Origin of the sequence: Bacillus sp. N12A5, assembly GCF_026790125.1 — a bacterium.
Lineage (GTDB): Bacteria > Bacillota > Bacilli > Bacillales > Bacillaceae > Bacillus.
The window spans coordinates 54,313-79,536 of sequence record NZ_JALAMR010000011.1 but is presented as its reverse complement, the minus strand read 5'-3'; the positions used below and the strand labels follow the sequence as shown (position 1 = coordinate 79,536).

Sequence of the window (25,224 nt, the reverse complement as noted above, 5' to 3'; positions counted from 1 at the left end):
TACTTGACAGGGATAAGACCACTTTAGCGTTGCGGTCTTTTTCGGTGTTTGTCGGTCAGGATACGCCAAGAATCGCATATTCAATTTTGAAAATACGGGACGAAGGACTATAGTCTTGCTAAGTAAAAATGCGAAACACCATAAAATCAAGGGAATTAAGAATCTTTCTCAATTTCAGCCGAAATAAACGTTCCCTTTCATAGAAATATAGTCCCGTTCTTGGTGTGATCCCTTTGAGTATAAGGACCTATTGAGATTTGCGGTGTCACGCAGGATCTTTTTGCATACTTTTCGGTGAAAAATAAGCCGAAAGAAGATACACTATTAGTAACAGATCAAATACCTAGGACTCGTTCACCATACACAATTCATTGATCTTTCAAAAAAAGGAGTGTGGAAACGATGGAAAAGAAACTTGAAGAAGTAAAACAATTATTATTCCGACTCGAACTTGATATTAAAGAAACGACAGATTCATTACGAAACATTAACAAAAGCATTGATCAGCTCGATAAATACAATTATGCAATGAAAATTTCGTGAAAAAGACTTGGAAACAAGTCTTTTTTTTCGTTCTTCCCGTACAATAAATGGATAAAGTATTATATGATTGTTAAAAAACGAAAAACCTGCTGTCCTTTAAATGTCCCATTTAGTAAAATGGAAGGGGAGGGGGAAGTCGTTATTGAGCAGATATGTTTAGATTCTGTCCGAATCAAGGAGAAAATGAAGGAGATTGTAGTTGAAAATATTTTAAATGAAGACTTAAAAACAAAACTTATATCTTTTATTGAAGAAAAAAAACAATTTTCATTTGCAGAATTAGCGTATCACCATTACATAGCTTTTGACGGAAAAGATGTTACAGCAATTGAGTTGTTGGCTTCTGGTATAGAACTTTTAATTTTATCTGCTGACATTTTTGACGATATTGAGGATAAGGACAATCTTCAGGCTTCTTGGATGAAAATAGATCCTTCGATAGTGATTAACGCAGCCACTGTACTTTATACATTAAGTTTGCAAGTGATAAGTTTAGTTTCTGACAATCCGCAACATTTAAGTCTGACTTTACAATATTCACTCCAATCTTTACAAGGGCAACATGCAGATTTAAATGTAACAGTCTCTTCAGAATCAGAGTATATTGAAATGATTAAACTTAAGTCAGGTTCTCTTGTAACATTGCCTAGTGTTCTTGGTGTATATTTGGCAACTGGAGAATTTAATGAAACAGTTGAGGAGTATTCACGTTATTTGGGTATAGTCGAACAAATTGCGAATGATCACCATGGGCTATATTATCCTGACAATAATGACATAAAAACTAGACACAATCTTGCCTTCTACTATCTAAAAAATAAATATAACCAATCATCGATTGACTTATTAAATTTTTATGCGCAAGAAAATAATCAGATAAATAATATGGATGAATTGAAAAAGAAGTTACAAGAATCAGGTGTAATCCAATATTTAAATGTTATTAAAAATATAGCACTGGAAAATTTTAAAGAATCATTCAAAAAACTGAGATTAGATGAACAAAGAAAGAATCAACTACTTGATCAATTATTAAGGGGGAATATAAATTGAAACATATCGATAAAATCATCAGCCATCTAGTAAACAATCCGGAAGCTTTTGATCAATTTAAGAATGGGAATTTAACCTTGCTAAATATAAATGAAAAAGAAAAGAAAGCAATATTATATGCGTTTGAAGAAGGAGAGGCACCGAGAACAAGCAATTGGCCTCCTATAGAAACTATCAGTAGTTTTTTTGAGGACGATAAAAGAAAAAGTTTTATTTAATTATGGGATGATGAGATGCACAGAAATAATAACTTCTATAAATACTTGTCTCTAGCTTTTATCATTTTAAGTTTTGTTTATGTTATCTACCTCTCTTATATTTCTGTTTTTAATATCTTTGTAGGTGCGGATGTGAAGATTAATGAACAGGGTAAGTTAGAGGTTACCAAAGTTGTGGATTATACAGATGAATATTATTCAGGTGTAAAAAAAGGTGACATTATTCTTGAAGTTAATGGGCAAAAAGGAAACGAAATCCAATTAGAAAGCGGAAGATTGGTTAACGTAGAAAGTTTAACAGTTGAGAGAGATAATAAATCATTTCATTTACAAAATGTAAGTCTAATAAGTGAAGAAAATTTATTTATGTATCTCATTCCACTCATATCTTATTCAATCTGTTTATTTTGTATATTTTTTGTTTACAGAATAAATAAAGTAAGAAAATCACCTTCTGCTTTTGTTTTAATCTTATTTTTGTTATTTGTATCAGTAGCATATGTAAGTGCCTGCGGGGCAAGAAGAGGTGAAGAGGTCAGCACTTACCTGCTTGTCCTTACTTTAGTAAGTTGTCCAATTTTATATATACATTTCATATATAAATACTTTGCGGAATTGGGCACTAAGTTATTCAAAAAGAAGATTTTAATTATTATGTATATACTTCCACTTGTAAACCTGTTACTAGAAGCTGTTTTGAGTAATAGATTAAATTCTTCGGCTTTTTTGTCTAACTTGAACTTGATTTCCTTTTTTATCCTTGTCCTTACTGTATCTATTCTTATCCATCAAGGGATTAAAAAAATCAAACAAAATGAGCAAAAGTCAATTTTAAAAATTCTTGCTTATATAAATATCCTGGCTTTTAGTCCCTTTATTATCTTTTTTGTTATTCCTTATGTGTTGTTTGATAAGTATCTTTCACCCTTTAGTTTGGCAGCTTTTACACTTGTTATACCTTTTTCTTTAGTGTATCAATTTATGACAAATAGACTTTATAATATTGACTTTGTTGTAGGACGGCTTAAGTACTATGGATTTTTAGCCATTACACCGACTGTTATTGTGGTCACCATATTTAATTACATTCAAAAACCAGAAGATAACTTTTACTCCGTTAAACTAACAGTTGTAATATATTTGCTTATGTTTGCTGTCTTTTACTTTAAAGAAATCATTGATTTTCGTTTCAAGTTGAAAAGATTCACAGAGAAATTTAATTATCAAGATGGAATTTTTAAATTTACTCAGTTGATTAAGCAAGCATCATCGGTAGATCAAGTACTTAATCACTTTAAAAATACAATCCTAGAAGTATTAAACATAGATAATGCTTGCGTGTATGATAATTCTAAAGGGGAAATCACCCTCCTTAGTAAGAACAACAGTAAAGATCTGACTTATAAAAGTCATGAGCAATATGTGAAAAAATTTTCTGGTGATATCGGTAAAATTAAAGAGTTTAAACAAGGTTTTATTATTAAAATAGGTGAACGGGGAGACAGATCATTTTTAGTACTCTGTTTCTCAAGTTATAATACTTTTAAATTAACAAGAGATGAAATTGCATGGCTTCAAACGTTAGCGTTTTATACAAATGTCTCATTGGAAAACGTCATGAAAATCGAAGAATTGATGGTGCATCTTGAGGATTTAAAACAACAAGAATCCAACCCCGTATGGCTCAAGAAACTCATGTACACGATCGAAGAAAAACAACGTTCCGATCTCGCCCGCGATCTCCACGATTCCGTTCTTCAGGATCTGATCTCCTTAAAACGCCAGTGTGAGCTGTTTTTGGCTGATTTTAAGAAGGACGATAATCCGTGCCGGGAAGAGGTGCAGGACAAGCTTGTACAGATGAATGAGCAGATGTCTGATGTGATTTCGATGACGAGGGAGACGTGTCATGAGCTGCGGCCGCAGCTTCTGTATGATCTGGGATTGGTGAAGGCGCTGTCGAAGCTGGTGGCGCAGCAGCAGGAGCGGGTTCCGTTTCATATCCGTTTAAATACCGGCAGATTTACGGCGTCGCTTGATTTGGATTCGCAGCTGAATTTGTACCGGATTATCCAAGAGTTTCTGTCTAATGCGGTCAAGCACTCTCAGGCGACGGATGTGCTGATTATGCTGATCAGCATTCAAAACAAAATCGTTCTTCATTATGAGGACGATGGCGTAGGGTTTGATCAAGAAAAAACTAGTGAGCATTCCATGAGCATGGGGCTTTCTGGCATTAAGGAGAGAGTCAGGGCTTTAGATGGGCGCCTTCGGATTGAAACAAGTGAAGGGAAGGGCTTTAAGGCTGATATTGAAATCGAATTGTAATGGTTTTATAACGTAAACGACTTGGCACAGGCCAAGTCTTTTTTATAAAATGGAAAAGAGTGAGTAAAAGGGAGGAAAACATGAAAAAGATACTAGTGATTGATGACCATCCGGCTGTCATGGAAGGCACCAAGACAATTTTGGAAACGGATTCGAATTTGTCTGTTGATTGTCTCAGTCCTGAACCGAGCGAACAGTTTATCAAGCAGCATGATTTCTCGTCATATGATCTCATTTTAATGGATTTGAATTTAGGCGGCGAAGTCAATGGGATGGAGCTTTCTAAACAGATATTACAAGAGAATCCTCATTGCAAAATTATCGTGTATACCGGTTATGAGGTCGAGGATTATTTCGAGGAAGCGATTCGCGCGGGTCTGCACGGTGCCATCAGCAAAACGGAATCTAAAGAAAAGATCACCCAATACATATACCACGTACTCAACGGAGAAATTTTAGTCGATTTTGCTTATTTTAAACAGCTGATGACTCAGCAAAAAACAAAGCCGGCTCCTTCCTCTCAAAAAGAACAAGATGTGCTCACACCTAGGGAATGCCTGATTCTTCAAGAAGTTGAAAAGGGATTTACAAACCAAGAAATCGCAGATGCGCTTCATTTGAGCAAGCGGTCCATTGAATACAGCCTGACATCGATTTTCAATAAGCTGAATGTCGGTTCCCGGACGGAAGCGGTTTTGATTGCAAAATCAGACGGTGTACTTTAAATAAAGGGAGTTGTATATGATGGATATGAAACACACATTGCTTGAAGCGCTTGGAATTGAGATTGTTGAAAGCACAGCGGAACGATGCGTTGCGGTCATGCCGGTGGATCATCGGACAGTGCAGCCGTTCGGATATTTGCATGGGGGCGCTTCAGTTGCTCTGGCGGAGACCGCAGCGAGTGCAGGTGCGCTAAATCTGATTGATCACACAACACAAGCTTGTGTCGGTTTGGAGATTAACGCCAATCATTTGAAATCCGTAAAGGAAGGAACGGTAAAGGCAGTAGCAGAGCCTGTCCATAAAGGCAGAACGACCATTGTCTATCAAATTCACATTTATGACGAGCAAGAGAGGCTGATCTGTATATCCAGATGTACGCTGGCTGTCATCAAAAAATAAAAAAACAGCCGGAACTCTGCCTGTCCGGCTGCTTATTTTTATAAGTAAGAATCCTCTTTTCGTTTAATTACAAAGTTTCTGATCCCGTTATAGTCATCCTGTACACTTCTTTCATCAAGCTTGACGCCGGAGTTGTACGCAGCGCGGCAGATCAAGTGTCCCCCGACAGGCGACGTAATAAAGATAAAGAAAATCCCGAGCAGGATTTTAGCTGATATTTCCCCGGTTATAAACCACAAAAAGAAGAAGACACCGAGCAGAACCATATTAACGCCTAACGTAGACCCTTTAGAAGCAGCGTGTGAGCGTGTATACATATCAGGAAGACGCAGCGTCCCAAATGAAGCGGCCAGGCAAACAAGAGAGCCGAGCAAAATGAATACTGCCACGATGATTTTAGCGATCTCGATCATTTTCGATAATCTCTCCTTTCTCCAGAAACTTGGAAAATGCGATTGTTCCGATAAACGATAAGATCCCCAGCAGCAAAATTATATCCAGAAACGCACTTGTTTTCAGCAAAATGGAGACAAGCGCCGTGATCGCGATCAGATTGATGCCGATTGCATCCAGAGCCACAACCCGGTCAGGCACAGTCGGCCCTTTGATAACACGAATGACATACAAAAGGGTAGACACTGCCATAATGCCGAGCGCGATTTGCAAGATCAGCGTAAACATCAGCGGCTCACCTCCTGTATGGCTTTCTCAAATGACTCTCGAATATCAAAAATGGCTTTTTCTGCATCCTCAATATCCATCGCGTGAATATAAAGAATCGTCCTGTCATCGGAGATATCCATCACCAGGGTTCCCGGCGTTAATGTAATGAGCAGTGACAGCAGGGTGATTTCCCAATCCTTCGTGAGCTCTGTTTTAAAAGCAAAAATGCCCGGTCTGATATTCAGTTTCGGCGATAGGACTGTTTTCATCACACTGACATTGGCAAGGTACAGTTCCTTTAGAAAAATCAAAAAGAGTTTGATGATAGAACACATTTTCCATAGATAAAACCGGCGGGTAAAAAAGCGCCGGAAGAAAAAGAGAGAGAGCATTCCCAGCATATAGCCTGTGATAAATCCTGCGGCGCTTGGATCATTGCTCAAAAACATCCAGCAAAATGCGAGAAACACATTTAATAACATTTGAAAAGCCATGCGATCTACTCCTTCAAAACAGCTTCAATATATTTTTCCGGATTCAGCAGCGTCTCAGCCGCTTGATCAACGTAAGGTGACACCCATTCCGTACCCAAACCGAAGAGGAGAGACAGTAAGAGAAAAATCGCTGCCGGATAAAGAAGGCCTTTAGCTGTTCTTTGATTTGGTTTTGGTGTTTCTTTTTCTTCGCCCCAAAACGCTTGTATAAAGATTCTCAGCACAGAGTATAGTACGAGCAGACTTGAAAGCAGAATCAGCATGGATATCGTAAATTCACCTTCCGCGAAGCCGCCCTCCGCAATCTTAAATTTGCCGACAAATCCGCTGAGAGGCGGGATGCCCGCGAGTGAAATAGCTGAAATGAAAAACATCCATCCAAGAACAGGATAGCGTTTGATCAGTCCGCCCATTTTATGCAGGCTCGCAGTTCCAGTCAACGCGATCAGCGTGCCCGCCAGCATAAATAAAGCGCCTTTTATCAGCATATCGTGAATCAGGTAGTAAATCGCACCTTGAATGGATGCCGGGGTATGAACTGCCACACCGAACAAAATCACGCCGACAGCGGTGATAATGTTGTAGATCACAATTTTCATGACATCCGAATAAGCGAGTGAACCGATAACACCGAAAATCACAGTCAGCGCCGCCAGCCAAATCATCAGCTGGTGGGTAAAGGCTGTATCATGAATAAAAATCAATGTGAACACTCTGGTGATCGCATATAAACCGACTTTGGTCAGCAATGCGCCGAACAATGCCGAGATTGCCGCCGGAGGCGCGTAATACGAGCCTGGAAGCCAGAAGTAGAGGGGGAAGATTCCGCCCTTCATACCAAATACAATCAGCAGCAGGACACCGATGACAGTAATCAGCCCAGTTTGTCCTGATTCGCTGATTTTGGCGCTTAAGTCCGCCATGTTCAACGTACCGGTTACAGCGTATAAAAAGCCGACACCGATGACAAACATAGCCGACGACACGATATTAAACACAATATATTTAATGGACTCCCGCAGCTGAATTTTTGTGCCGCCTAATACAATCAGCATATAGGAAGCAATAAGCAGAAGTTCAAAAAATACGTACATATTAAATAAATCGCCTGTTAAAAACGCTCCGCTGACGCCGGCAAGCAAGAACTGCACGCCAGAGTAATAAAAGGAACGCTCGCGTTTTTCACCGACGGAACGGAAGGAATAAAGCCCAACCAATAAACCGATGACCGCTGTTGTAAGAACGAGCAGGCTGGCGAATTGGTCTGCGACGAGCACAATGCCGTACGGCGCTTTCCAGCCGCCCAGACTGAGTGTCTGGATACCTTTTGTAAAGACAGTCTGTACGAGTATGCCGCTGATCACAATCCCGATTGCCGATGCCGCAGTGCTGAAGATTCGCATGAGCATCAGATTTTTCGTCATGAAAATCAGCAGAATGGCCGACAGGAGCGGGATCAGGATTGGCAAAATAACGAAATTATTCATGTTGATCATTTCCCCTCATTTGATCCATATCGTCCGATTTCAATTCCTGATAAGCCCGAAAGGCCATGACGAGGATGAATGATGTTACGCCAAATGAAATGACAATTGCCGTCAAGATCAGGGCTTGCGGAAGCGGATCGACAAATGATTTGGCATGCTCGCTCAAAATTGGAGCGGCGCCTTTCTTTAATCCTCCCATAGTTAAAAGCATTAAATGAACGCCATGGCTTAACAAAGCTGTTCCAATAATGACGCGAAGCAGGCTTTTAGACAGCAGTAAATACGTCGCAGCCATAAAAATAATACCGGCTAAAACAGCCATTAAGATTTCCATTATTCTTCCTCTCCAATCGTTTGAATAATGGTCATGGTAATGCCTACGACAACAAGATAAACGCCTAAATCAAAAATAGTCGCCGTGGCAAGCTCCGTTTTCCCAAGGATCGGCAGCTGAAAATAGCCGAATGTATGGGTTAAAAAAGCAGCCCCGAAGACAAAGGAGCCAACGCCGGTTAATACAGCGAGAAGAAGTCCGGCTCCCGCGACATATATGAAATTAACCGGCAGAATCGAACGCACGGTTTTTAAATCATATGCCAGCAGCAATAGAACGATGGAAGAGGATGTAATCAGCCCGCCGACAAAGCCTCCTCCAGGCGCGTTATGCCCTGATAAAAATAAATAGAAAGAGAAAAGCAAAATGATAAAGGATACAAGCTTTGTCACGGTTTGAAGAATTAAGTCATTTGTTTTTTGTTCATTCACCGCTTTTCCCCTCCTCTTTTACTTTTGTTTTAATCATGCTGTAAATGCCAAGAGCGGCAATCGTCAGCACAGTTATTTCAAACATCGTATCAAAGCCCCTGAAATCAACGAGGATGACATTGACGACATTATCTCCACCGCCGAGATCGTGGCTGTGTTTTGTGAAGAAGGCTGCAATGCTGTCTTTTGTGCGCTGGCTTGAAGATGCAATGCCGAGCAGAGTGACGATCAAACCGACGCCTAAAGAAATGATAAAATTCGTCATCCGGAACGTTCTCGTTTTCTTTTTCAGCCGCAGTTTCGGCAAATGGTAGAAACAAAGCAGAAACAGTGCGACAGAAATGGTTTCAATGACGAGCTGGGTCAATGCCAGGTCCGGGGCTCTGAAAATCACAAAAAACAATGCGAGCGTATAACCGACAACACCGAGTGAAATAATCGCTGTCAGTCTTGATCTTGCAAAAACAGTCGCCGCTGTGCCGCTGATCATGACAAGCGTCAGAATGATTTCGTATACACCGATTTTAGCCATGCCTTCCGTCGTAAAGGAAAATCCGCCTTTGATAACAAAAGCTCCGCCCATCAGAATGATGAAACCAGCGAAGATATACAGCAAATAATCCCTTAAAAATCCGGTCATATATTGTTTAGTGACTCGGTAAGAGCCTTTTTCCATCAGAGTGACAAGCTTGTCGTATAACCGATTGAGCGTGAGCTTTGAAGGAAACAGCCTATAGATTCCCTTCCACTTATTCATCGTCAAATATCCGATCGTGCCGATAATAATAATCCCTGCAGTCATCAGCACTTCCGTTGTAAAACCGTGCCACTGCGAAATGTGAACATGGAATTTCTCATGGCTGTCCAGGAGTGTCGGATAGATGGAGTTCATGGCAGGCTCTATCAAGCTGTAGGACAGGATATTCGGGAAAAAGAAGAGACTGACAGCGAACGCGACCAGAATGACAGGTGACACGAGCATGCCAACTGGCGCTTCGTGAGCCTGTTTTTCAAGCTGCTCAGGCTGGTAATTTCCTCTGAATGTTTTAAACAGCAATTTCATGCTGTAGATAAACGTAAATACACTTCCGATCCAGGCGAGAACAGGGAACAGAACACCCCATGTCTGCACGTTGAACAAATCGAAATGTGTCACGCGAAGCATGCTCGTGAAAAACATTTCCTTACTCAAAAATCCGTTAAATGGCGGAAGTCCGGCCATTGAAAATGTCCCGATTAAGGAAATCGTAAACGTAATCGGCATTATCGCCATTAGTCCGCCAAGCTTCCGGATATCCCGTATGCCTGTTTCGTGATCGATAATCCCGACTGCCATAAACAAGCTTCCTTTAAAGGTAGCGTGGTTGATTAAATGGAAAATGGCAGCCATCGCAGCAACCGTATAATATTCTGTATGGCCGTAATGAAGGGCTGCCGCACTGACCCCAAGCATTGAAATGATCATACCGAGCTGGCTGACGGTTGAAAACGCCAAAATCGATTTTAAATCAGTTTGTTTCACCGCATGGAATGAACCCCAAACCATCGTAAAGAGCCCAACGAGGGACACAATCCAAAACCACTGAGCTGAAAAGGCGAAAACAGGACTGAATCTCGCAATCACATAAATCCCGGCTTTTACCATGGTAGCTGAATGGAGATAAGCGCTGACAGGCGTCGGAGCTTCCATCGCATCGGGAAGCCAGATATAAAAAGGGAATTGCGCGGACTTTGTAAATGCCCCTAATAAAATAAGAATCATAGCCGGGATAAACAAGTCGTGGCCGGCAATTAATTGAACCTGATGAATCATTTCTCTAATACTGAAGGAATCCGTTATCAGATAAAGGAGAATAAATCCCCCGAGCATGCACAGCCCGCCGCTGACCGTAATCAAAAGTGATTTGGCGGCGCCGTAGCGTGACTTTTCACGCTGATACCAATAGCCGATCAGCAAAAAGGATGAAAGGCTTGTGAGTTCCCAAAACATATAGAGAACCATGACATTGTCTACAAGAACGACCCCAAGCATGGCGCCCATGAACATCAATAAATAGACATAAAACGGCCCAAGCTGTTCTTTTTCCTTCGATAAATAAAAAATGCTGTAAAGAGTGACCAAAGAGCCGATGCCTGTGATCAGCAAGGCAAATAACAATCCGAGACCGTCTATATAAACAGTAAAGTTAATGCCAAGTGAAGGAATCCACTCTAGTACCGAACGCAGTGTGTCTCCCGACTGTGTCATCCTGATCATGGGGAGAAAGTATATAAACAGCAAGACGGGCAGGATCAGAACAAACCAGCCCGTGTGCACTCTTTTTGCGTACTTAGCCAAGAAGGGAATGATAAAAGCAAATAAAAAAGGCGATAAAATAGCAAAATGTAAGAGCTGCAAAAATAAGACCTCCTTTTTCTCGTTCTCAATTAAGAAATGCGCTATGTATCAAATATACGGTCAAACGACCCAGTCCAAATTATATCGCACTTTTTTGGAAGCCGCCATGCTTCGAACTGCTGCAATAGGTTTTTATGAGTTCTTTTGACCTCAAAATAAGTCTAACAAAAAAGATGTTATTTGTATATTTAAAATCAATCCTGATCAAGCTGAATGTGAGGAGCTGGTCATGTGAAGAGAAAGGTTCTGATGTGCTCAGGTTTATTCTGCTCAGTATTCACAGGGGCATTCATTTTGAATCAATATGACGGACGCAGCGGTGCGGCTAGTGATGAGTGGGAGCTGTATTTATTGGAGCACCACCTGTCAGCCAGAATGAGTGAAATGGAATCAAAGGATCTGCCGTTCGGTCCACGGGAGTATATTCGAATTGTGAACAGATAAAAAAAGAGTTCCGCATAGAACGGAACTCTTTTTCTCATTATGAAGTGAAAAAACGAAGCAGAACGGTCGCGCAAATGACTGTGCCTGCACCGCCGAGACGGGTGGAAATTTGGGCGAATGGCATAAGGCCCATTCTTCCTGACGCTGATAGAATTGCAACATCACCCGTTCCGCCGAGACCGCTGTGGCAGCAGGTAACAATGGCGGATTCAACCGGGTACATGTTCATCAGCTTGCCTACAAAATAGCCAGAAGCAATCATCGCGACAACAACGGAAATACAAATGATGACAAATGGAATAGAGATCACTGATGCCACGTCATCCAATGGAATAAAGAGGATGCCGAGACCGACCATCAGCGGCCATGTAAAGCTTGATGAAATAAACTTATAAAGCTGGTAAGCGCCATCCTCCATTTTTTTTGGAAGAATATTCGCATACTTGACAGCAGCAGCTGAAATAATCATTAAGATCGCGCCCGGGATGAAGATGAATTTCTCCAATAACCCGCCGAAAATAAAGAAGGTACACGCGAGCAGAACGCCGGCTCCCATCAGTTTAAAATCAATTTTTGCTTCAGCTTCTTTTTGATTGAAAATTTCATTTGCTTTCTTAGATTTAACGAGTCGTCCGTTTCCGTTTAGATCAGGCCGCTTATCTCCAAGCTTTTTCATTAAAGCGGCACAGATGATAGCAAAAACGTTTCCGATAATAGCAGCAGGGACCAGCTGAGACACGTACACATCAGCAGATGAACCGAGTATTTGTGAATAAGCGATGGAGAGCGGCAAAATTCCTTCGCCTATTCCCCCGGCAATAATCGGAACAACAACAAAGAAAAAGGAATCGTAGGCACTGTAGCCAAAAATAAATCCGACAAGTATGCCGGCCGCAACTGCTGCGATCGTTCCTGCAACAAGCGGGACGAACATCCTGATAAAACCCTGTATTAAAACAGTTCTGTTCATTCCAAGGATACTTCCAACAACCAGGCAAGCGATATAGAAATAAAGGAAGTTAGACGTTTTCATCAAATTGGTTACAGCGTCTAAAGATGCTGGATTCAGCACATTGTAAAAGACTAAAAATGAAGGAACAAACAAAGATAAAATGGCAGGGCCGCCAATATCCTTCAATATCGGTATGCGCTGGCCGATGTCTCCTAGAAACACGCCCAGAATCATGATGATGGCAAACCCGCCAAGCATATTTGCGGGCAGCTCATTGTAATAGGCTGCAAGAATAATAATAATAGCTAATACTGTGTATAATGGCAGAGGAATCACACCGATTTCCCAGGACCATATTTTTTGAAACAGGTTTTTCTCCTGTGGGTCTTTTTGCTCAGGTGAAATTGTACCCGTTTTTGGAATTGCTCCCATGTCATACACCCCCATGTATTGTTTGTTACAGTCTACAAGAAAGCGTTAACACTTTATATTTTTTTAATTTAAAAAAGTGATAAACAACTAAATTAAGAGGGTCTTTTGGATTAGAAAAAAATCCCTGAGAAGCGGCCTTCCCAGGGAGAATGGTTTATCGTTTTCCTTTGATATAAGGCACGCCATTGGCTTTAGGCGCATCTGCACGCCCGATAAAGCCTGTTAAAGCGAGAATCGTTAATACATAAGGAGCCATCAGCATATACACATTTGGTATGTCTTTAAAAAGAGGGAGCAGTGAGCCGATGATGCTTAAGCTTTGGGCAAATCCGAAAAACAGGGCTGCGCCCAGTGCTCCAATCGGATGCCATTTTCCGAATACAAGCGCTGCCAGGGCGATAAAGCCTTGCCCAGAAATGGTAGAGTGCGTGAAATCAAGCGCAATTGTTGAGGCATATACGCCGCCTCCGAGTCCGCCGAACAGTCCGCTGATCATCACGCCGATATAGCGCATTTTATATACGTTGATTCCCATCGTATCCGCTGCCAAAGGATGCTCCCCGACAGAACGAATACGAAGGCCGAACGGCGTTTTAAACAAGATAAACCAAGAAATAAACGCCAGTGCAATTGCCAAAATAGACGTATAATAGACATCCGAAAAAAAAATCTTTCCCAATACGGGAATGTCGCCTAAGCCGGGGATTTTCGTCTTGTAAAAAGGCTCAGGGATTTTGTCAGTCTGCGCCTTGCCATAGATCAGTTTTACAATAAATAAAGTTGCGCCAAGCGCCAGCATGTTAATGGCCACTCCGCTGACTGTCTGATCTGCGCGAAACGAAATTGCTGCTGCCGCGTGAATCAGTGAGAACAGCGCGCCTGCTGCCATGGCGGCAAGGAGAGAAAGCCAAGGCGCGGCGGCACCCAATTCCGGGCCAAGGAATAAATTAAATAACACGCTGGTGAACGCCCCGATTATCATGAGGCCTTCAAGTCCGATATTCACAACACCTGATCTCTCGGAAAACACGCCGCCGAGAGCCGTTAAAATAAGCGGGGCCGCATAGACGAGTGTGGCTGGGACAATGATAGATAAAATCTGCACAAAGTCCACTTAGTTCGCCCCCTTTTTCTTCAATTTGCCCATGACAAAACGAATGGCGTAGCTAGAAGCCACAAACAGAATGATAATGGCAATCACAATATCGACGACCTCTGACGGAACGCCTGATTCAATCGGCATATTTAACGCGCCGATTTTCAGGCCGCCAAGCAGGCATGCCGCCAGCACAACTCCGACAGCTGTGTTCCCCCCGAGAAGAGCGACAGCGATACCGTCAAAGCCTACGCCGGTAAATGCGCCTTTCACTGCTGCGTATTCGAATGTTCCAAGGCCCTCCATGGCACCGGCAAGGCCTGCAAAAGCACCTGAGATGAGCATGGAGGTCATGATATTCTTCCGAACGCTCATGCCGGCATACTGGGAGGCATGCTGATTGAATCCAACTGCACGAAGTTCAAATCCCTTTGTTGTTTTGTGGATGATAAACCACATAACAACTGCTGCGAGAAGGGCGACGATGATCCCCCAATGCAGCCGTGAGTAATCGGTGATCTGTTCTAGAAACGGCGAGCGAAGGGAGGCGGATTCATGAATTTTCTCCGTTTTATCCTGACGATCTGTCAAGACGTTTGAAATGATGTAATTGGTCATATGCAGCGCGATATAATTCATCATAATCGTGACAATGACCTCATGAACGTAGAAGCGCGCCTTCAAAACGCCGGGAATCAAACCCCATAATCCTCCTGCAGCTGCCGCAGTAATCAGAGCGAGCGGCATGTGAAGATAAGCCGGCCCGTCAAATGCCGTTCCGGCCCAGACTGCCGCTGTCCAGCCGACGAGCAGTTGGCCCTCGACGCCGATATTAAAGAGTCCGGTTCGGAACGCAAAAGCGACAGCCAACCCGGATAAAATATAAGGCGTAATTTGGCGGATGGTTTCGCCGATATAATAGATTTCTCCGAATATCCCGTTCCATAAAGCCGAATATCCGCTGATTACACTGTATCCGCTCGCAAGCATAATCAGCGCGCCGGCCGCAAGACCGAGTATGATTGCAATGAGCGGCACGAGTAAATGAGAGAGTCGTTTAACCATTTGTGTTCCCCGCTTCCTTTTGCGTGCTACCCGCCATCAAAAGACCGAGCTCCTGCTCAGTGGTGTCCTGCGGATTGACGATGGCGATAATGTGTCCTTCAAAAATAACGGCGATTCTGTCACTTAGATATATAATTTCATCAAGCTCAAATGAGAGGAGAAGAACGGCTTTTCCGGCATCACGCTGCTCAATGAGCTTTTTATGGACAAATTCAATCGCCCCGACATCAAGGCCGCGAGTCGGCTGGGCGGCGATTAATACATCAGGGTTCCGGTCAATTTCCCGCCCGATAATCGCTTTTTGCTGGTTTCCGCCTGACAATGCCCGGGCGTGTGTATATTCATCCGGCGTTCTGACATCGTACTCGCTGATCAGGCTGCGTGCTTTTTTGTACATGTCACTTTTATGTAACACGCCAAATGTTGAATACGGCTTTTTATAATAGCTTTGCAGCACGATATTTTCTCCGATCGGAAAATCGAGGACGAGACCGTGTTTATGGCGATCCTGGGGAATATGCCCGATACCGGATTCGGTGATTTTTCTGGGCGTCAGGCTTTGGATCTGTTTTCCGTTTAAGGTGATTGTTCCTGAATCTGTTTTGCGGAGCCCTGTTATTGCTTCAATCAGTTCCGACTGGCCGTTTCCGTCGACGCCGGCTATACCGACAATTTCTCCGGCTCTGACAGAAAGCGATAAATTCCTGACCGCCTCTACTCCGCGGGTATCCTTTACGGTCATTCCGTCAATCGCAAGCACTTCCGCGCCCAGGTGAGCCGTCTTCTTTTCGGTTTTGAACGAGACCTCTCGGCCGACCATTAGGCTGGCGAGCTCGTCTTGGTTTGTATCACGGACATCAAGTGTTTTGATGCCTTTCCCTTTGCGGATAATGGTCACGCGGTCACAAACCTCCATAATCTCTTTCAGCTTATGGGTGATTAAAATGATTGATTTCCCTTCATTGACCAGATTCCTCATGATTTGCATCAGCTCTTTGATTTCATGAGGGGTCAATACGGCCGTCGGTTCATCAAAAATCAGAATGTCTGCCCCGCGGTAGAGGGTTTTTAATATCTCTGCACGCTGCTGCATGCCGACTGATATGTCAGAGACTTTTGCTTCTGGACGAATCTGAAGGCCGTATCGATCAGAAATGTCCTGCACCTCTTGGACAGCCCGTTTTCGGTCAATTCTGCCAAACTTTGTTGGCTCCTTCCCGAGAATAATATTTTCAGCAACTGTAAAGGTGTCAACAAGCATAAAGTGCTGATGCACCATTCCGATTCCAAGGTCATTTGCTTTGTTGGGGCTGTTGATGTGGACCTTCTGGCCGCGCACCCGAATTTCACCCCGCTCCGGCTGATACAGACCGAACAGGACATTCATCAACGTTGATTTCCCCGCTCCGTTTTCACCGAGCAGCGCATGTATTTCGCCTTTTTTGACCTGAAGATTGATATTGTCATTGGCAACGATCCCTGGAAACTCCTTTCGGATATTGAGCATTTCAATGACATATTCCATTGATTTGACCGCTCCTTTATTCAAAATAAAAGAAAAACAAGGGATAAGGGCTCGACCTCCTTATCCCTGCGATTCTTATTCAGTTTTGAAGGTTTTCAGCTCTTTCTCAGTCGCCGGCACTTCCAATCCGCCGATGATTTTTTTCTTCCATTCATCAACCGCTTTGATTACATCATCTGAAAGATTTTGTTTTGATGGGGAAATGCCAACCCCGTCCTGATCAAGGCCATAGGTGAGCATTTCGCCGCCCGGGAACTTTCCTTCGCTCGCTTTTTTCGTTAAATCTTCAACCGCTATATCTACTTTTTTGACCATGGAAGTGAGGGTGACGTTATCATCTGTTCCTTCTACCTGGCCTTCTGCGTATTGGTCTTTATCGACACCGATGACCCAGACATCGCGTTTTGGATCTTCTTTTTTCAGGTTTTTCGCTTCAGTAAAAACACCTGTGCCTGTGGCGCCTGCGGAGTGATAAATAACATCCACGCCTGATTTATACATACTTTCGGCAATGGCTTTGCCGACATCGGCTTTATCAAAACCGCCTGCATATTTCACTTCAACTGTTGCATGAGGTCTTACGGCCTTCACGCCTGCTCGGAAGCCGACCTCGAATTTTTTAATTAACTCTGATTCCATGCCGCCTACAAATCCGATTTTTTGTGATTTGCTTGATAAAGCTGCGGCCACTCCGACGAGAAATGAGCCTTCCTGCTCTTTAAACGTAATACTTGCAACGTTGTCTTTATCTACAACGGCATCTATAATCGCAAAGTTTGTATTTTTGCGCTGATCAGCAATTTCGCTGATGGAGTCCTCCATTAAGTAGCCGACGCCGTAAATTAAGTCGAAGTTCTCACGCGCCAACTTATTTAAGTTTGTGGTGTAGTCAGCATCTGACTTTGATTGAAGATAATCGTAACCGTTTTTTCCTTTTTCCAGACCGTTTGCTTTCCCGAAGGCTTGAATGCCTTCCCATGCTGATTGGTTGAAGGATTTGTCATCCACTCCGCCGACGTCAGTAACCATCGCCACACTGAATTTGTTTTTGTCAGCACTTGTGCTGCTGCTTTTCTCGCTGTTTTCGCATGCTCCTAAAATGGTGCCTGCTGCGATCACAAGGGACATCGCCAATCCGATTTTTCGTTTATTCAAGATATAACCCCCCAGAAAAATTTGGTTCATAGCTGATCCGGCCAGTCATGTGATGAGCTGTCCTGAACAATTTCTTAGAATCGATAAAATTTTCTGATAATAACAAATGGAATGCGCTAGACAGTCTGATCTTCCCTGTATAAGCGTGGTGTGAGTGTTTCCTTCGAAAGGCGGGGAAGAGAAGGATGCGGAAGGCGTTCCGGGCGGAAAACCGTGACATCTCGTTCTGAAGTGAGACTTATGACTTAGTTTTTGGGATCAACTAACCAATCATAATTTATCATTTTACTCATAAGAAAGAAATAGAATTTCTCATAATTTTTTAAAAATATCTATTTTTAGAATTGTTTGATCAAAAACGCAAAAAACCCTTTATTATTCTTGTATAACGTATCATCAATAGAATCAAGCATCTTGGCAAGTGATATGACAGAAAAAACGCACTGTCCAGAGGGAACAGTGCATTTTTTTATAGGTATTGTTTAATTCCGTTAAGGTTTCCTGTGTTGACGTTGTACTGAAACACAGGCCTTCCGATTGTTCCGTACGCCATTTCTACATCTAAAACCTGAATATCTTCAAGAAATTTTAAGTATTTCCGAATGGACACTTGAGAGATTTCTGTGTGCTTTGCCAAGTCCTCTGTTGTAAATGATTCATTTTCAAATGACTGGATGCTGGACCAAATCAGCTTCAGCGTGCTTTTTGTCAGGCCTTTAGGAAGCTGCACTTTTTCTGTTGCTTCTTTCTTTTGGAACAGCTCGGCGTCCAGTTCTTTTTGGCTCATGTTGCGATGGGTTGAATATACCTTTTGTTTTCGTCTGTAATCGGACAGGGCAGTTTGGAAACGCTCAAATTCAAACGGTTTGATTAAATAATCGACAGCTCCGTAACGAAGTGTTTTTTTGATAACGTCAAGCTCGCTTGCTGCTGAAATGACAATGACGTCAACCGCTTCATTTTGGGCTCTCAGCTCCGTTAGCAGTTCCAGCCCGTTTTTTCCCGGCATATAAATATCGAGCAAAATGAGGTCGATGTGATGCTCTCCTAAAATATGCAGTGCGCTTTGGAAGGAAGAGGCGATGCCTTTCAGCTGAAAGCCTTCCATTTGGCTTAAGTATCGTTTATTTAATTCACCCACCATGGGGTCATCTTCAACTATTAGTACATTAATCATGATTTTCCTCCTTCGGTTCGTACGGGATGCGAAGACTGAATGTCGTTCCTTCATTCTCTTCGCTTGTGAGGATCATTTGGCCCTTTAAATTCTCGATGCTTTGCTGTGTAAAGTAAAGGCCGAATCCCCGGTTTTTGCCCTTTGTTGAATAGCCTTGTTCAAAGACTTTGGCTTGATCTTCTTCAGACATGCCTGCTCCTGTATCAGTAATTTCAATATCCAGTATGCTGTTATGAAAACGCATGGACATGGTGATTTGTTTTTTCGGCATATTGGCAACGGCGTCCAAGGCATTGTTGATGAGATTTCCGATGATTGTAATGAGTTCATGAATGACTGAAGGGTCTGCCGCGTTCGGGATGACACCGCTGCATTCAATATCAAGATTTGCGCCCTGCTCCCGGATAAAGCTTTGTTTTCCAAGCAGAAAACCGGCCAGCACGGAGCTTTTGACATCATTTATAATTTCGCTTGTTTCTGATTTTTGCTGAATGGCGATATCTTTAATATAATCTCCAAGATCGTCATACTCTTTCAGCTGGACGAGACCTAATATCACGTGCAGTTTGTTCATAAATTCATGAGACTGCGCTCTCAGTGCGTTTGCATACATTTTAACACCTGAAAGCTGTTCAGCTAAATGTTTTACCTCGGTTTTGTCCCGGAATGTCGCAATCGCTCCAACTGTTTGTCCTTTCAGCTGGATGGGAACTTCATTGAACACAAGCTCTAAGCCATTAATGCGGACATCTCTGTCTTGAAGCGGTTTTTTTGTCTCAATGACATTTTTCAAGCGGCTTTTCGGCAGGATGTCATTGACATCCTGGTCAACGGGATTCGCATGAATGCCCATTTTCACGAATAGGCGCTTTGCTTCCGCGTTGGCAAGTTTGATTTTGCCGTGTTCATCGACAGCGAGTATTCCTTCCTTCGTCGATTCCAGCATCGCGCTCCGTTCTTCAAGAAGAGTGGCAATTTCATAAGGTTCAAGTCCGTACATAATATTTTTTACCGTGCGGGCAACAATCACAGCCCCGATCACTCCGACGAAGATGCTGACGCAGATAATAAAGTAGAGCGGCCGTAAGCTGTGACTGATCACTTCATCTATTTCATTTACGGTGATTCCGACCGCGACTGCACCGACCTGTTTTCCGTTCTCCGCGTAGACAGGGACGAAAGCCCTCTGCGATTTCCCGAGCGTGCCAGAGGCCGTGCTGATATGGACATGTCCTTTTAATACTTCGGATTCATCGCCGCCCATGAATTTTTTTCCGATTTTGCTTGGGTCAGGATGGGTTTTGCGAATACCGTTCATATCCATGACGACGACAAATTCTGTGCCGGTGATTTTCTGAACCCGTTTTGTGTAGCTCTGCAGTTCCTTCTGTTTTTTCCCGTTCTCTAAAGCGGAGGCTGTGATCGGCGCTTCGGCTACCATTTCAGCAGTCTGTAACGCTGTGGCCTTTTCCTGATCTCTAATCCGCTTGGTGGTTTGGGCACCGACTGTAAAAAATGTAATAAGCAGTGCGATTAACACAACGATACAAACAAATATGGTGAGTCTGGTTTGCAGTTTCAATGTTTTTTTCATAGTAAACTTCCTTACGTTTTATGATTCCTGCGTACTACTTTACTCTCAAAAAGCTGCTTTGTGAAGATTTGGGATCGTAATTCGTAAAAAGGAGAAAAAATGGAATAATTTATCTTGTCAATGTGTTTTATGTCCTCCATAATAAATGAGGTAGATTATAGAAAGGGACTTTTTTATATGAAAAATACTTATTTGACAGGATACTTTCCGCTGATTGCGATCCTGCTTTTTAGTTCGTCTTTATCCATTTCAACTTCACTTTATGCGTTGAAGATGCTGTCTTCATTTGGAATGTATGATGGAATGCTCGATTATTTTTCAGAGAAAGGGATCAGGCTTGCGTTATTTGCTGCCTTTGCACTTTTATACTTTATGGTCCTGTCCGCTCTGAAATTAATTGCAAATACCGTGACAGAACTGTCATTGCTGTTTTTTGCTAACGATCCGGAAGGAAACAACCTGAAAAAAATCAGAATGGGCTCCATGGTTTATTTAGGCGGCGGGATTCTATCCTTTGTGCTCTTGCAAAATGCCATCTGGATTGTGATCTGGTTTGCGGTTGTCACGCTTGCTTACTTTGTGTTTATCGTATACCGGATTTATTCGACGCTTTCTCTTATGTCATTAATCGGATTCATTCTATTGGAACTGCTGTTTTGGTTTACCTTTGTTATCGGTATTCTGTTCATATTTATCAAGCTTTATAATAGCATAATGGCTAGCTTACCTGTGTAAGCTAGCCATTTTTAGCGTATCGGCAAACCCCTGCATTCGTTGTCATCCTGAACTCCGGTGCTAGAACGGCGGTTAATTGCTTAACACCGCTGTCATCACATTCTGTGAAAGGTCAGCTCTGATGCTCGCTCTTCCTAGACTTCAAGGGTTTTCAATTACGCTGTAAAAATAACAACATCCTAAAACGATGCCGTTTTAGGATGTTGTCACCAATCTGTAATGGCTAGGTTCCTAGCCATTTTTTTCGTTTATGGTAAAAATCTTTTTTTAATAGAAGGGGAGGGGAGCATACATTCATTTTTTTTGCCAAACCACTTATAGCGGTTTCTGGCAATAAAAGAATAGACCGCATCTCTCAGGGGCTTAGGCACTGCGAAAAACAGGACGAAGAGCCGCCATGGGCCCCGCAGATGCCTGAAAACCTTAATGGCCGCAGTTGACTTTGTGTAAACTTGGCCGTCTTCAATAAAGACAAAGCTGTCAAACTGATCAGTCGGGAGGCTGCTTTTTTTCAGCAGGCTCTGTCCGGTTTCCGACTGCAGCGATGTGAAAGAAATCAGTCCGTCTGGATCACGCTTAATGATAAATTGTACGGCGCCGTTGCATAAATTGCATACGCCGTCAAACAGCAAAACGCGATTTGGAATTTGTTCTGATGTCACGCCAGATCCCCTCCGATCCAATTAATAAGCCGCTTGCAGCGTTCCTTTCCAGATAGAAAGCTGAGGGCTGATGCTGTGCAGATATTCAACGCTGCTCGGTGTATCCTTTCCGACCCAGACACCCATTGTATACGTATCTGTCAGGCCGACAAACCACATATCGTGATAATCATTTGATGTTCCTGTTTTACCGCCGATGTAAGGCGCCTTGAAATACGCTTTTTTTCCTGTTCCGCTTTTCACAACGGAAGACATCAGTTTTTTCAGCTGCATGTTCGTGCGAACGCTGAATATTTGAGTCGGCTTATCATTCCATTTATAAAGCGTTTTTCCCTTAAGATCTGTCACCTTTGTAATCGCATGGCTTGGCGTGTAGCTTCCGCTGTTGCCGAAAGTTGTATACGCCTTTGTCATCTCAAGAGGCGTCATGCCGTTTGTAAATCCGCCAAGCGCCGCCGGGAGAAGATAATCGCTGTCGACAAGCTTGGTAAAATGATACGGCTCAATGTAACTGAATGCTTTTTGGATGCCCACACGGTCTAGCATTCTGATCGCCGGTGTATTATATGAATTTTTAAACGCGGTATCTAGCGTTACTGTGCCATACGTGCGGTTATTGTAGTTTTGCGGACAGTAATCTCTGCTGCAAAACTTGCTGGCATCTATAGTGCTGCTTGTTGTCGCGCCGGTCTGTTCAATATAAGGGCCGTAATCAAGAAGCGGCTTAATGGATGAACCCGGCTGTCTGTATGCCTGATAGGCACGGTTAAAATCATACTTTTGATAGTTTTTCCCGCCGGATAGAGCAATGATTTGATGCGTCTGGTGATTAATCACAGCTGCTCCGCCCTGTACGTTTGCATACGGGAGTTTGGAATTCATTTGTGCCACAACTTGATTTTGCATGTACGGATCAAGCGCAGTATAAATTTTCACGCCGTCTTTCATCAGCGTGCTGACTCTTGCGGACAGCTCGTTCTCGATCTTTTCTTTTTGTTTTCCTGACGCTTTTTGAAGGCGTTTATCAAAACCTTCTGATTCAGACACCAGCTGGGTGAATTCATCATTGACGTAGGAAACGTAGTCTGGATATTTGTCTTCTCTTTTTTCAACATCCAGTTTGATTTTTTGTTTTACGGCCTTTTTCAGTTCTTTGTCCGTAATGACTCCGGCATTTTTTAACCCTTTAAGCAAACGTTCTTGACGGCTTTTCGTGTAGTCAAAATGTTTGAGAGGATCATATAATGTAGGGTTATTAGGGATAGCGCAGATAAACGCCATTTCTCCCACTGTGAGAGATTTCAGCGGTTTGCTGAAATAGAATTCAGCTGCTGAACCGACGCCGTAAACGCCATTGTTAAAATAAATCGTATTTAAGTAAGCTTCAAGAATTTCATCTTTCGTATACTTTTTCTCCAGCTGATAGGAATACGCGAGCTCAGTCAGCTTACGGCTGAAGGAGCGCTCGTGGCTTAAATACAAGTTTCTTGAAAGCTGCTGTGTGATGGTGCTGGCGCCCTGGTCAATTTTCTTGTCTTTTACGTTAGAAGCAGCTGCCCGCACCATTCCCATAAAGTCAAAGCCCTTATGCTCGTAAAAATGGCGGTCCTCAGACGTTAAGAAAATCTGTTTGACTTCCTCAGGAATCTTGTCAAATGGAACGAGCACGCGGTTTTCATGATCGCTGACGATTTCCGAGACAAGGGTGCCGTCCCTGTCATACATGTAGCTGTTCTGAACAAGGCTGATCTCTTTCAGATCAATATTTTTATCAAGCACCTGATCCAGGGACTTCATTTGTTTTACTTCTTTTCCGGAAGCGATAACTGTAAATGCAAACAATGGGATTATGCAAAGGAGCAAAATCCATCCGATTATTTTTCGTAACATGGTCACTCTCTTTTCTCCTAAATTCTAGCCATATCGTACCATTCTTTTGAGTTTACGAGAAGGTTAAATTTAGAAGATTCCTTAGTTTTTTCTGAGAATCAGCTTGCTTTGGCATAAGAATCTTTTCGGAATTTCTGCATGATCCAAAGCAGGCAGGCGCCGGCGAAAAAGAGAAATGCTGTGACATAAAAGGCAGCTGAAATTGTAAAATGGCTCGATATGATTCCGCCGAGAAGAGGCCCTAGCACATTTCCTAAAAAGCGAAAGCTGACGTTGTAGCCGAGAACCTCTCCTTGGATGCTGCCGGGAGCCTGAACGCGGATCGCTGCCGTGATGCATGGCAGCAAGCCGCCCATCGCCATTCCGAATAAAAATCTGAACACAAGGAGCACGCTGAGTGAGGACGCGAGCGCCTGCGGAATAAAAAAGAAAGAAGCGGCGAGCAAAAGTCCGATTAAAATGCGGCGGTGGCCGTAGCGGTCTCCCAGGTCTCCCCATTTTCTAGCCAGCAGCAAACTCCCGAGTCCCGTCGCAGAAAATGCCATGCCGGAGAAAAAGGCAAGATTGACAGGGCCGTGCAGCTCATTTACATATAAAGCGAGCAACGGCTGGATGCTGAAATTGCCTGTTTGGATCAGCATGGTTAACAGCATCATGACCCAAAGCGCCGGCTGGTGAAAAATATAGGAGAGCACTTCCTTTCTCGTGTAAGACGTGCGTTTGGCTGTCTTCTCTGCAAGAGGCTGTTCTTTGACACCGAATAATACGAGAAGAACAGATGAGAAAATCACAAAGGATGTGATAAAAAAGGTATACGTAAAGCCGAAACGATCAGCAAGCATGCCGCCCAAAAGCGGGCCGAACAAGCTCCCGGACACTTGCCCCATTTGCAGCGTGCCAAGGGTTTTACCGGCTGTGCTCTTCGGAGTCTGTGCCGAAATCATTGCTAAAGACGTCGGGATGAATCCGGTTACAAGACCCATTGCCATACGCAGAAAAAACAATTGGTACACCGATGTAACAAAGCCCATTAAAAGAATGCTGAGGGCAATGCCCGTGCCGGTTGCCATAAGGATTTTCTTGTATCCGTGTTTGTCTCCGAACCGCCCCCAAAAAGGGGATACCAAAAACGCCATGAGAAAAGTAATCCCGAACACATAGCCGCTCCATCTTTGCACAAAGCCGTTTGAAAAAGTGCTGAGCGTCTCAATGTATAAGGAGAGAAAAGGAACGATCATCGTTGTGCTGGCTGATACAAAGAAATTCGCCAGCCACACAATGACAAAATTTTTCTTGCGGATAGAAATAACATCACCTTCTTATTATTTCGGGTTCCTTACTAATTATAAAGAAACGATTCACGATTTAAAAGAAACAAAGCGGCTGGGAGAATTCATTATTTTTAGAAAATGAAGAAAGGTCA

The 25,224-nt window shown here is 43.0% G+C and carries 26 protein-coding genes and 1 pseudogene; 9 read left to right on the top strand and 18 right to left on the bottom strand.

Features of this window, described 5'->3' with window-relative positions:
• Positions 1–55: 55 nt before the first annotated feature.
• A pseudogene (locus MOC09_RS13895) lies at positions 56–178 on the bottom strand (hypothetical protein).
• Positions 179–402: 224 nt separating this feature from the next.
• On the opposite strand from MOC09_RS13895, the gene degQ reads away from it, so the two are divergent.
• The 6 genes from degQ (at position 403) to MOC09_RS13865 (ending at position 5,267) form a co-directional block, all read left to right on the top strand.
• Positions 403–543, top strand: a complete 141-nt coding sequence (gene degQ / locus MOC09_RS13890; protein WP_003220708.1) for a degradation enzyme regulation protein DegQ — start codon at positions 403–405, stop codon at positions 541–543.
• Between the two features lie 63 nt (positions 544–606).
• On the top strand, positions 607–1,596 hold the full coding sequence (locus MOC09_RS13885; RefSeq protein WP_268357989.1) for a polyprenyl synthetase family protein: 990 nt from the start codon (positions 607–609) through the stop codon (positions 1,594–1,596).
• Entirely contained in the window at positions 1,593–1,814 is a 222-nt protein-coding gene (gene comX, locus MOC09_RS13880) for a competence pheromone ComX (RefSeq protein WP_014114983.1), read from the top strand. The genes MOC09_RS13885 and comX overlap by 4 nt, the downstream gene beginning before the upstream one ends.
• A gap of 15 nt (positions 1,815–1,829) precedes the next feature.
• A complete protein-coding gene (locus MOC09_RS13875) occupies positions 1,830–4,142 on the top strand; it encodes a histidine kinase (protein WP_268370866.1) in 2,313 nt (770 codons plus the stop codon).
• Positions 4,143–4,222: 80 nt separating this feature from the next.
• Positions 4,223–4,867 (top strand): two-component system response regulator ComA, encoded by a 645-nt coding sequence (gene comA / locus MOC09_RS13870; RefSeq protein WP_003220716.1) that lies wholly within the window; start codon positions 4,223–4,225, stop codon positions 4,865–4,867.
• 19 nt (positions 4,868–4,886) lie between these two features.
• Positions 4,887–5,267 (top strand): hotdog fold thioesterase, encoded by a 381-nt coding sequence (locus MOC09_RS13865; protein ID WP_268359254.1) that lies wholly within the window; start codon positions 4,887–4,889, stop codon positions 5,265–5,267.
• Positions 5,268–5,305: 38 nt separating this feature from the next.
• Here the strand turns inward: MOC09_RS13865 and mnhG are convergent, their stop codons facing one another.
• The 7 genes from mnhG to MOC09_RS13830 are packed head-to-tail and all read right to left on the bottom strand — an operon-like array spanning position 5,306 to position 11,074.
• Complete coding sequence (gene mnhG / locus MOC09_RS13860) at positions 5,306–5,680, bottom strand: monovalent cation/H(+) antiporter subunit G (protein WP_129507721.1); 375 nt, start codon at positions 5,678–5,680, stop codon at positions 5,306–5,308.
• The gene (locus MOC09_RS13855; RefSeq protein WP_268359256.1) at positions 5,664–5,948 is read right to left on the bottom strand and encodes a Na(+)/H(+) antiporter subunit F1; all 285 of its coding nucleotides are present in this window, start codon (positions 5,946–5,948) and stop codon (positions 5,664–5,666) included. Before MOC09_RS13855 ends, mnhG begins: the two co-directional genes overlap by 17 nt.
• Positions 5,948–6,424 (bottom strand): Na+/H+ antiporter subunit E, encoded by a 477-nt coding sequence (locus tag MOC09_RS13850; protein ID WP_268359257.1) that lies wholly within the window; start codon positions 6,422–6,424, stop codon positions 5,948–5,950. The genes MOC09_RS13855 and MOC09_RS13850 overlap by 1 nt, the downstream gene beginning before the upstream one ends.
• A 5-nt stretch (positions 6,425–6,429) precedes the next feature.
• A complete protein-coding gene (locus MOC09_RS13845) occupies positions 6,430–7,911 on the bottom strand; it encodes a Na+/H+ antiporter subunit D (protein WP_268359258.1) in 1,482 nt (493 codons plus the stop codon).
• A complete protein-coding gene (locus MOC09_RS13840; RefSeq protein ID WP_003220730.1) occupies positions 7,904–8,245 on the bottom strand; it encodes a Na(+)/H(+) antiporter subunit C in 342 nt (113 codons plus the stop codon). Before MOC09_RS13840 ends, MOC09_RS13845 begins: the two co-directional genes overlap by 8 nt.
• Positions 8,245–8,676 carry a Na(+)/H(+) antiporter subunit B gene (locus MOC09_RS13835; RefSeq protein ID WP_268359259.1) on the bottom strand — a complete coding sequence of 144 codons (432 nt, stop codon included), beginning with the start codon at positions 8,674–8,676 and terminating at the stop codon, positions 8,245–8,247. Before MOC09_RS13835 ends, MOC09_RS13840 begins: the two co-directional genes overlap by 1 nt.
• Positions 8,669–11,074, bottom strand: coding sequence for a Na+/H+ antiporter subunit A (locus tag MOC09_RS13830; RefSeq protein WP_268370864.1), 2,406 nt, complete (start codon positions 11,072–11,074; stop codon positions 8,669–8,671). The genes MOC09_RS13835 and MOC09_RS13830 overlap by 8 nt, the downstream gene beginning before the upstream one ends.
• A 231-nt stretch (positions 11,075–11,305) precedes the next feature.
• On the opposite strand from MOC09_RS13830, the gene MOC09_RS13825 reads away from it, so the two are divergent.
• Complete coding sequence (locus MOC09_RS13825; RefSeq protein WP_268370862.1) at positions 11,306–11,518, top strand: hypothetical protein; 213 nt, start codon at positions 11,306–11,308, stop codon at positions 11,516–11,518.
• A gap of 37 nt (positions 11,519–11,555) precedes the next feature.
• Here MOC09_RS13825 and maeN read toward each other — a convergent pair whose 3' ends face one another.
• The 7 genes from maeN to maeL form a co-directional block, all read right to left on the bottom strand.
• Positions 11,556–12,902 carry a sodium/malate symporter MaeN gene (gene maeN / locus MOC09_RS13820; protein ID WP_268370860.1) on the bottom strand — a complete coding sequence of 449 codons (1,347 nt, stop codon included), beginning with the start codon at positions 12,900–12,902 and terminating at the stop codon, positions 11,556–11,558.
• Positions 12,903–13,056: 154 nt separating this feature from the next.
• The gene (gene nupQ, locus MOC09_RS13815; RefSeq protein ID WP_268370858.1) at positions 13,057–14,016 is read right to left on the bottom strand and encodes a guanosine ABC transporter permease NupQ; all 960 of its coding nucleotides are present in this window, start codon (positions 14,014–14,016) and stop codon (positions 13,057–13,059) included.
• Positions 14,017–15,063: a guanosine ABC transporter permease NupP gene (gene nupP, locus MOC09_RS13810; RefSeq protein ID WP_268370856.1), complete on the bottom strand. Its 1,047-nt coding sequence runs from the start codon at positions 15,061–15,063 to the stop codon at positions 14,017–14,019.
• Positions 15,056–16,588, bottom strand: coding sequence for an ABC transporter ATP-binding protein (locus MOC09_RS13805; RefSeq protein WP_268370854.1), 1,533 nt, complete (start codon positions 16,586–16,588; stop codon positions 15,056–15,058). Before MOC09_RS13805 ends, nupP begins: the two co-directional genes overlap by 8 nt.
• 75 nt (positions 16,589–16,663) lie before the next feature.
• A complete protein-coding gene (locus tag MOC09_RS13800; RefSeq protein WP_268370853.1) occupies positions 16,664–17,743 on the bottom strand; it encodes a BMP family protein in 1,080 nt (359 codons plus the stop codon).
• 469 nt (positions 17,744–18,212) lie between these two features.
• On the bottom strand, positions 18,213–18,920 hold the full coding sequence (maeM, locus tag MOC09_RS13795; RefSeq protein WP_268359272.1) for a two-component system response regulator MaeM: 708 nt from the start codon (positions 18,918–18,920) through the stop codon (positions 18,213–18,215).
• Positions 18,913–20,514: a two-component system sensor histidine kinase MaeL gene (gene maeL, locus MOC09_RS13790; protein ID WP_268359274.1), complete on the bottom strand. Its 1,602-nt coding sequence runs from the start codon at positions 20,512–20,514 to the stop codon at positions 18,913–18,915. The genes maeM and maeL overlap by 8 nt, the downstream gene beginning before the upstream one ends.
• Positions 20,515–20,691: 177 nt before the next feature.
• Between maeL and MOC09_RS13785 the strand changes: the two genes are divergently transcribed.
• The gene (locus MOC09_RS13785) at positions 20,692–21,249 is read left to right on the top strand and encodes a YufK family protein (protein WP_268359276.1); all 558 of its coding nucleotides are present in this window, start codon (positions 20,692–20,694) and stop codon (positions 21,247–21,249) included.
• 248 nt (positions 21,250–21,497) lie between these two features.
• Here the strand turns inward: MOC09_RS13785 and MOC09_RS13780 are convergent, their stop codons facing one another.
• The 3 genes from MOC09_RS13780 to MOC09_RS13770 all read right to left on the bottom strand — a co-directional run bounded on the left by MOC09_RS13780 (position 21,498) and on the right by MOC09_RS13770 (position 25,108).
• A complete protein-coding gene (locus tag MOC09_RS13780) occupies positions 21,498–21,911 on the bottom strand; it encodes a thiol-disulfide oxidoreductase DCC family protein (protein ID WP_268359277.1) in 414 nt (137 codons plus the stop codon).
• Positions 21,912–21,932: 21 nt separating this feature from the next.
• Positions 21,933–23,807 (bottom strand): transglycosylase domain-containing protein, encoded by a 1,875-nt coding sequence (locus tag MOC09_RS13775; protein ID WP_268370851.1) that lies wholly within the window; start codon positions 23,805–23,807, stop codon positions 21,933–21,935.
• A gap of 92 nt (positions 23,808–23,899) precedes the next feature.
• Positions 23,900–25,108: a multidrug efflux MFS transporter gene (locus tag MOC09_RS13770; protein ID WP_419900974.1), complete on the bottom strand. Its 1,209-nt coding sequence runs from the start codon at positions 25,106–25,108 to the stop codon at positions 23,900–23,902.
• Between MOC09_RS13770 and MOC09_RS13765 the strand changes: the two genes are divergently transcribed.
• Positions 25,011–25,214 carry a hypothetical protein gene (locus tag MOC09_RS13765; RefSeq protein ID WP_268359283.1) on the top strand — a complete coding sequence of 68 codons (204 nt, stop codon included), beginning with the start codon at positions 25,011–25,013 and terminating at the stop codon, positions 25,212–25,214. The two genes, MOC09_RS13770 and MOC09_RS13765, sit on opposite strands and share 98 nt — an antisense overlap.
• The last annotated feature ends 10 nt before the right edge of the window (positions 25,215–25,224 follow it).

Bases quoted from the DNA above. Each gene is read 5' to 3' on its own strand.
- degQ (WP_003220708.1), top strand. From the start codon at position 403: ATGGAAAAGAAACTTGAAGAAGTAAAACAATTATTATTCCGACTCGAA.
- MOC09_RS13885 (WP_268357989.1), top strand. From the start codon at position 607: ATGATTGTTAAAAAACGAAAAACCTGCTGTCCTTTAAATGTCCCATTT.
- MOC09_RS13875 (WP_268370866.1), top strand. From the start codon at position 1,830: ATGCACAGAAATAATAACTTCTATAAATACTTGTCTCTAGCTTTTATC.
- comA (WP_003220716.1), top strand. From the start codon at position 4,223: ATGAAAAAGATACTAGTGATTGATGACCATCCGGCTGTCATGGAAGGC.
- MOC09_RS13865 (WP_268359254.1), top strand. From the start codon at position 4,887: ATGGATATGAAACACACATTGCTTGAAGCGCTTGGAATTGAGATTGTT.
- mnhG (WP_129507721.1), bottom strand. From the start codon at position 5,680: ATGATCGAGATCGCTAAAATCATCGTGGCAGTATTCATTTTGCTCGGC.
- MOC09_RS13855 (WP_268359256.1), bottom strand. From the start codon at position 5,948: ATGTTTACGCTGATCTTGCAAATCGCGCTCGGCATTATGGCAGTGTCT.
- MOC09_RS13850 (WP_268359257.1), bottom strand. From the start codon at position 6,424: ATGGCTTTTCAAATGTTATTAAATGTGTTTCTCGCATTTTGCTGGATG.
- MOC09_RS13845 (WP_268359258.1), bottom strand. From the start codon at position 7,911: ATGAATAATTTCGTTATTTTGCCAATCCTGATCCCGCTCCTGTCGGCC.
- MOC09_RS13840 (WP_003220730.1), bottom strand. From the start codon at position 8,245: ATGGAAATCTTAATGGCTGTTTTAGCCGGTATTATTTTTATGGCTGCG.
- maeN (WP_268370860.1), bottom strand. From the start codon at position 12,902: ATGGGAGCAATTCCAAAAACGGGTACAATTTCACCTGAGCAAAAAGAC.
- nupP (WP_268370856.1), bottom strand. From the start codon at position 15,063: ATGGTTAAACGACTCTCTCATTTACTCGTGCCGCTCATTGCAATCATA.
- MOC09_RS13805 (WP_268370854.1), bottom strand. From the start codon at position 16,588: ATGGAATATGTCATTGAAATGCTCAATATCCGAAAGGAGTTTCCAGGG.
- maeM (WP_268359272.1), bottom strand. From the start codon at position 18,920: ATGATTAATGTACTAATAGTTGAAGATGACCCCATGGTGGGTGAATTA.
- maeL (WP_268359274.1), bottom strand. From the start codon at position 20,514: ATGAAAAAAACATTGAAACTGCAAACCAGACTCACCATATTTGTTTGT.
- MOC09_RS13785 (WP_268359276.1), top strand. From the start codon at position 20,692: ATGAAAAATACTTATTTGACAGGATACTTTCCGCTGATTGCGATCCTG.
- MOC09_RS13765 (WP_268359283.1), top strand. From the start codon at position 25,011: ATGTATAAGGAGAGAAAAGGAACGATCATCGTTGTGCTGGCTGATACA.